Raw genomic sequence first — 6,396 nt, 5'->3', positions numbered from 1 at the left:
CTGTCACGGAAGCCGTGGGATAAGTCTGTCCGGGGAAAGGGGAACCTCGGCCAACACGCGATTTGCGCAACAGAGCCGCGGAACGGCGGCACTGGTGCGCATGGCAGTCGTCCTGGACAGCGGTATGCCGGCGTTCGGTAATGTCCTGACCGGGAGGAACGTCAGCGCCGGGGCCGAAAAGACGTGCCGTGGTCCATTTTTGCGCGGGCGAGAACGGGGAAGGCAAAGAAGGGGGTGACGCGGTTCCAGTTTCGCCGCCAGGCTGGGACGACGGAGCGTTCCGTCGGGCGTAGAGTTCCTTGAGGTGGCCACGGATCGCCCGTGTGATCATGCCGCGCGCGTACATCGAGATGATCTTGTCGTCGAAGTCCGGGAAGCGCCGCTGGTACTTGGCGATCAGTTGCGGGTCGAACGTCCCCGCCCGCCAGGCGCGTCTGTTTTCAAACCTGCTACAACATCTTTATGGCATGTTGATCCCGTCGGGTGGAAGCATCCTCCGCATCAGTTCAGGGGTCCCTGCCATGACTTCGACCAACCCGAGCAACAACGCAAGCCACACATCAGTCTATGGACCACTTGTGCTGCCACGGCAAGTTCCCGGTCTGGGCTGCGCCTTCGATCGACGGGTTCAGGGTGAGAGTGACGACCGGTTTCCTTTGCTCATCATGCCGCCTTGCTGTCGGACGCCGCCCGACGAGCGAGATAGATACGCTCAAAGATGAACACCACAGCAACAGAGATGACTGCTGTGACCACGATGAGCGGATCGGAACGCAGCTTCAAGGCCCCGAACACGCCCAGGACCAGCACGTCGAGCACGATCGCGGTAAGCAGGACCCAGCCTCGCGCACCGATTTCCTGCCGCAGGCTCCGGAAGACGCCCCAATGGATCAGGATGTCCATCACCAGGTAAAAGAAAGCCCCAAGGACCGCGATGCGCGTGAGATCAAAGAACACCGCCAGAACCGCCGCCAGCACGACCGTATAGACCAGCATGTGATCGCGAATTGGACCGGACATGCCGAAGTGGCTATGAGGTATCATCTTCATGCTCGTCAGCATTGCCAGCATGCGCGCCACTGCAAAGACGCTGGCCAACAGCCCCGAGGCCGTCGCCACGACAGCAAGAGCTATGGTGAAGTAGAAGCCGGCAGCCCCGAAGGCCGGTGCCGCCGCCTCAGCCAAGGCATAATCTTTCGCGGCGACGATCTGGTCGAGGGACAGGCTCGCCCCAACGGCGAACGCGACAAGCAGATAGACCAACACACAGATGGTAATCGAAATCATAATCGTACGACCGACGTTACGGTGCGGATCGATGTAGTCGAAGACGTCGGCACGGGCTTCGTCGCGGGTGCGGTAAACCTTTCGGGCCGTGCGCTCGGTCTTCAGCGATGAAAAGAAGCTCTCCATCGCGGAATTATCCCAGACATTGCCGGCCCGGCTCATGGAGCAGGTGATGCCGTTGTCGGCCAGAAGCCTTTGAAACTGCTCGCTTGTGTATTGCGATCCCTGATCCGAGTGGTGCAACAGCGCATCGGCCTTGCCGCGTCGCCAGACCGCCATCATCAGCGCGTCCATGACCAGTGATGCATCCCGATCAGCCTTCATGGACCAACCGACTGCGCGCCGGGAAAACAGGTCCAGCACCACCGCGACATAAAGCCAGCCCTCGGCGGTCCAGATGTAGGTGAAATCGGCCAGCCATTTCTGATTCGGCCGGTCCGCCTGGAAGTCGCGGTCGAGGATGTTGTCCGCGATGACCGACCGTTCCCCATCGTCCTTGGGCTTTCCACGGCGTCTGGGGCGTGCCCGCAAGGCATTGATCCGCATCAGGCGTTCGATCCGGTGAAGCCCGCAGGCTAGCCCGTCTTCCAGAACATCGCGCCAGACGCGGCGGGCGCCATAGGTCCGGTCGCTGGCCTTGAAGCTCGTCTCGATCGCCGTGACGAGCTTGGCATCATGGATCTCGCGGGCGCTGGTCAGGCGATTGAGCCAAGCGTGGAAGCCCGACCGCGAGACCTCCAGCACATCGCACAGCCAGCTGACGGGCCAGATGTGGCGATGCTTGGCGATAAAGGCGAACCTCATGTCGCCTCGCGCGCGGAAAAAGCTGCCGCTTTCTTCAGGATATCACGCTCCGCCCGGAGCCGGGCGACCTCTTTCTTCAAGGCTGCAATCTCGGCGAGGTCTGCCCGCATCTGCCCATTCCCGGGAAACGCTGCAGCAGGTGTCGCGGTCAGTTCCCGCACCCAGCGCCGCAACAAGCTCTCCGCCACATCAAGGTCACGCGCGGCCTGCGCCACCGCAACACCACGGTCCGTCACCAGCCTGACGGCCTCGATCTTGAACTCGCGGCTGAACTTCCGTCTCGTCATATCCACTCTCCAGTTCCTTGGTCACGATCTTATCTTCGTGTCCACGAAACCGGCAGCAGCTCAAGACGCTCAACCTGCCGTGAGATTACAGCTGACCACTGCAATTCCGACTGCGACCGCGCGATGCTCCATCCTCGGCTTCCAGACTGCAGACCCGCATGCACGCTGATAGATGCAGATGGCCTGTTCGGCCGACGTTTTCAAAGTCGGCTTCTTACACTTCAACACCATATACTGGCACCTTCCGCGGCTGAGCGGGCGGTACAACCGATCGGATCAGCTCGGTCTGTAATGCTTCCGGGGTCAATGCGTCTTTAACGAGGGAGTGGCCCCTCTGTGCCGTCCAGAGCGGCGTGGCGTGAGGACGAAATGCAGGAATGAAGGAGGGGAAGATGGAGCGCATGAAGAATAAGGTGGCGATCGTCACCGGCGCAGCCCTAGGGCTTGGGGCCGCTACAGCGCGGATGCTGGCGCGCGAGGGCGCCAAAGTGGTGCTGACCGACATCAAGGATGCCGAGGGCGGCGCCGTGGCGAAGGCCATCGTGGAGAATGGCGGCGAAGCGCTTTATCTCGGGCACGACGTTGCCGATGAAAGTGCCTGGGAACGGGTGATGGCCGTGACGCTGGATCGGTTCGGCCGGCTCGACGTGCTTGTCAACAACGCAGGCGTCGGCTGGGGCGGTCCACCAGAAGAAGAAACACTGGAACGCTGGCGAGCACTGATGAGCATCAACCTCGACGGGGTCTTCCTTGGCACCAAGCATGCGATCCGGACGATGAGCCGCAACGATCCGTCAAGCGGCGCAATCGTGAATATCTCTTCGATCGAGGGGTTGGTGGGCGACCCGAACCTCGGAGCCTACAACGCGTCAAAGGGCGGCGTCCGGCTCTATACCAAGTCCGTCGCGCTTTATTGCGCCAAGACGGGGCTGAACATCCGGGTGAACTCGATCCATCCGGGCTATATCTGGACGCCGATGGTTGAAAACTACCTCGCCGAACATGGCGACGTCGCGGAGGGTCGCAAGGCGCTCGAAGCGCTGCACCCGATTGGCAGAGTCGGCGAACCGGACGACATAGCCTATGGCGTGATCTACCTCGCCTCGGATGAAGCCAGGTTTGTTACCGGCGCGGAACTCGTCATTGACGGCGGGTATACAGCGCAGTAGCGCCGAGACCTGCACGCGGTTTGCAGATGCGGCGACAGAGAGGATCTGCGCCCTGAAACGGGACCTGTGCCAACATCGGGAAACTGCGGGTTTATGATGCAGCGACAGTCACACGCGAGATCGCACGGGTTTGTGGAAACAGGCCTCGATAAATTGCAGCAGCGTGCTTTCGACTATTTTGTGAACGAAACAGATGCTGCAAATGGTCTCGTGGCCGACAAATCGCAGCCGGGCGCTCCCGCGAGCATCGCTGCCGTCGGTTTCGCGCTAGCGGCCTATCCTGTCGGCGTCGAGCGCGCATGGATGTCACGCAGCGGCGCAATTGATCGGACCTTGGCGACATTGCGATTCTTCTGGAACAGCCCGGAGGGTACAGGCTCTGACGTGACGGGATACAAAGGCTTCTATTATCACTTTCTCGACATGACGACAGGAAGGCGTGCAGGCCATTGCGAGCTGTCAACCGTCGATACCGGTTTCCTCCTGGCTGGTATGCTCGCCGCCGCAGGGTATTTCAATCGGGACAGTAAGGACGAGCAGGAAATACGGACGCTGGCCAACGCGCTCTACCTGCGTGCGGACTGGCGATGGGCGTGCAATGGCGGCGCGACGCTCACCCACGGGTGGACTCCCGAGGGCGGATTTCTGCCGTATCGATGGGAAGGTTATGACGAGGCCGCTCTTCTGTACGTCCTCGGCCTGGGCTCACCCACCCATCCGTTGGCTGCGGAGAGCTATGCGGCGTGGACTTCGACCTATGAATGGAAGGAAATATACGACTACGAATTTATCTATGGGGGGCCGCTGTTCATTCATCAGTACTCGCATATCTGGATAGACTTCCGCGGGATCCAGGATGCGTTTGCCCGAGACAAGGGCATCGACTATTTCGAGAACAGCCGCCGCGCAACCTGCGTCCAGCAAGAGTACGCCATCCGCAATCCCCTGGAATTTGAAGGCTATGGAGAGAACTTCTGGGGCTTGACCGCAAGCGACGGGCCCGGCTGGACAACGCGCCGCATCAACGGCATCGAGCGCATTTTTTCCGACTATGTTGCCCGAGGGGTGCCGTATGGCCCTGATGACGGCACGGTCGCACCCTGGGCCGTGGTGGCATCGTTGCCGTTCGCACCGGAGATCGTGTTGCCGACGATCAGGAATTTCCAGGAAGTCTATCCATCAATTACAGGCAAATACTGCTTTCGATGCAGCTTCAATCTGACCTTTCAGAACGGAGCAGATACCGACGCTGGCTGGACATCGCCGTGGCACTTCGGGATCAACCTTGGCCCTGTGGTGCTGATGTGTGAAAATTACCGATCGGGATTATTGTGGCAGCTGATGCGCGCATGTCCTTACGTTATCACAGGGCTGCGACGCGCGGGGTTCACTGGCGGCTGGCTGTAACGGCTGTGGTGGATCAAACTGTCGGATACACGGGCAACTGAAAATGAAGCGTGAAATAAATAGCCCGATAAGGAATATAGTGACTTCAGGGCGCGCGACCCGCGACGCCGGCACATACACGCGATGAGCCTCGCAGACGAAGATCCAGGCGGGTCTGCAGAAGCCGGCACATCGTCTTTCGCCTCGGCAAGCGCCACCATGTGCCTGCCGGACCTCCGCGAGGGCCGGGGCGCGTTCCGGCTTTTCTTCGAGGGCGATGATCTCTTCGATGCGATGATCGCATCTATCGAAGGCGCGAGGCGTGACATTCTTATGGAATCCTACATTTTCGCGGCCGATGAGGTTGGCGCGCGCTTCGTTACGGCGCTCGCGGCGAAGGCTCGCGCCGGGCTTGACGTTCGTCTGCACCTCGACGCCTTCGGCGCCGGACAACGGAAAATTCGGAAGCTCTTGCCCGAGCTTGAACTCAGCGGAGTCCGGTTCCGCTGGTTCCGCCCGTTTCACCTCCTGAATCCGCAACGATACCTCCAGCGCGATCATCGCAAGCTGCTGGTCGTCGATGACCGTGAGGCGTTCCTCGGTGGCTTCAACATCCGTCGACTGAACTCGCACCGGCTTCACGGCGAGATACGTCAGCGCGACACCCATGTGCGCGTCCTTGGACCGCTGGCGTTGCTCGCAGCGGGCCATTTTGACCGGCTTTGGCATGACGCCCACCAGCCACCGGCAAGCGCCATTCCCGAAGATCCCCAAGGCCTGGAGGCCTTGCTGGTGCCGAGCTACTCGCGTCACTGCAGGCGTCGGCTCGCCTGCCTTCATGCCGGCCTGATCGCGCAAGCCCGGGCCTACGTCTATGTCACCTCGCCCTACTTCGGACCGAGGACCATGGTTGACGACGCTCTCCAGCTCGCTGCGAAACGCGGCGTGGACGTAAGGCTATTGGTGCCCCGGAGAAGCGACCCGCTGATTGCGGGATGGGCGACGCGGGCGGCTTATGCACCGCTATTGGCCGCTGGCGTACGGATCTTCGAGTATCTGCCGCGGTACCTGCACGCCAAGACCGCCGTCATCGATTCGGACTGGTCGATCGTCGGGTCGGCAAACCTCGACCACCTCAGCCTGTTTGTGAATCAGGAACTCGTGCTGATTGCGCGCGACCGGGTTTTAGCCGAGCAACTGCGGGACCAGTACCGGGTTGATCTCGCCGACGCAGCGGAAGTGACCCTGGCCGCGTGGCGTCGACGCGGCTGGCGCGACCGCAGTCTGGAAACCATCGGGTGGGCTGCGCGCCGGCTGCTGTGAGCGACCCCCTGTGTGGGGGAGGCGAGCACATTCGCTGCATCTCGACAGGAACTCTTCTCCCACCTGCAAGAAGAGGCGCGCAAAGTGTAAGAAGCGGCCCTGATTGACGTCTACAGAACAGAGGCACCGGTGGCGTGCCA

General features: G+C 61.1%; 3 protein-coding genes and 2 pseudogenes. 3 read left to right on the top strand and 2 right to left on the bottom strand.

Annotated features, from left to right (window positions below; genetic code table 11):
* Positions 1–289 precede the first annotated feature (289 nt).
* Both Q0938_RS17095 and Q0938_RS17090 read right to left on the bottom strand, forming a co-directional pair.
* Positions 290–424, bottom strand: a pseudogene (locus Q0938_RS17095) (transposase); the annotation flags it as partial.
* Between the two features lie 890 nt (positions 425–1,314).
* Positions 1,315–2,378, bottom strand: a pseudogene (locus tag Q0938_RS17090) (IS3 family transposase); the annotation flags it as partial.
* Positions 2,379–2,770: 392 nt separating this feature from the next.
* Between Q0938_RS17090 and Q0938_RS17085 the strand changes: the two are divergent.
* From Q0938_RS17085 to Q0938_RS17075, 3 genes are all read left to right on the top strand, one after another.
* On the top strand, positions 2,771–3,547 hold the full coding sequence (locus Q0938_RS17085; RefSeq protein ID WP_299364952.1) for a glucose 1-dehydrogenase: 777 nt from the start codon (positions 2,771–2,773) through the stop codon (positions 3,545–3,547).
* 132 nt (positions 3,548–3,679) lie between these two features.
* Complete coding sequence (locus Q0938_RS17080; RefSeq protein ID WP_299364950.1) at positions 3,680–4,954, top strand: glucoamylase family protein; 1,275 nt, start codon at positions 3,680–3,682, stop codon at positions 4,952–4,954.
* Between the two features lie 123 nt (positions 4,955–5,077).
* Positions 5,078–6,256, top strand: a complete 1,179-nt coding sequence (locus tag Q0938_RS17075) for a phosphatidylserine/phosphatidylglycerophosphate/cardiolipin synthase family protein (protein WP_299364948.1) — start codon at positions 5,078–5,080, stop codon at positions 6,254–6,256.
* Positions 6,257–6,396 lie beyond the last annotated feature (140 nt).

This window comes from uncultured Paracoccus sp., from assembly GCF_947496875.1.
In the GTDB taxonomy this organism is placed as follows: domain Bacteria; phylum Pseudomonadota; class Alphaproteobacteria; order Rhodobacterales; family Rhodobacteraceae; genus Paracoccus.
This window is presented reverse-complemented; position numbering and strand designations above follow the sequence as displayed.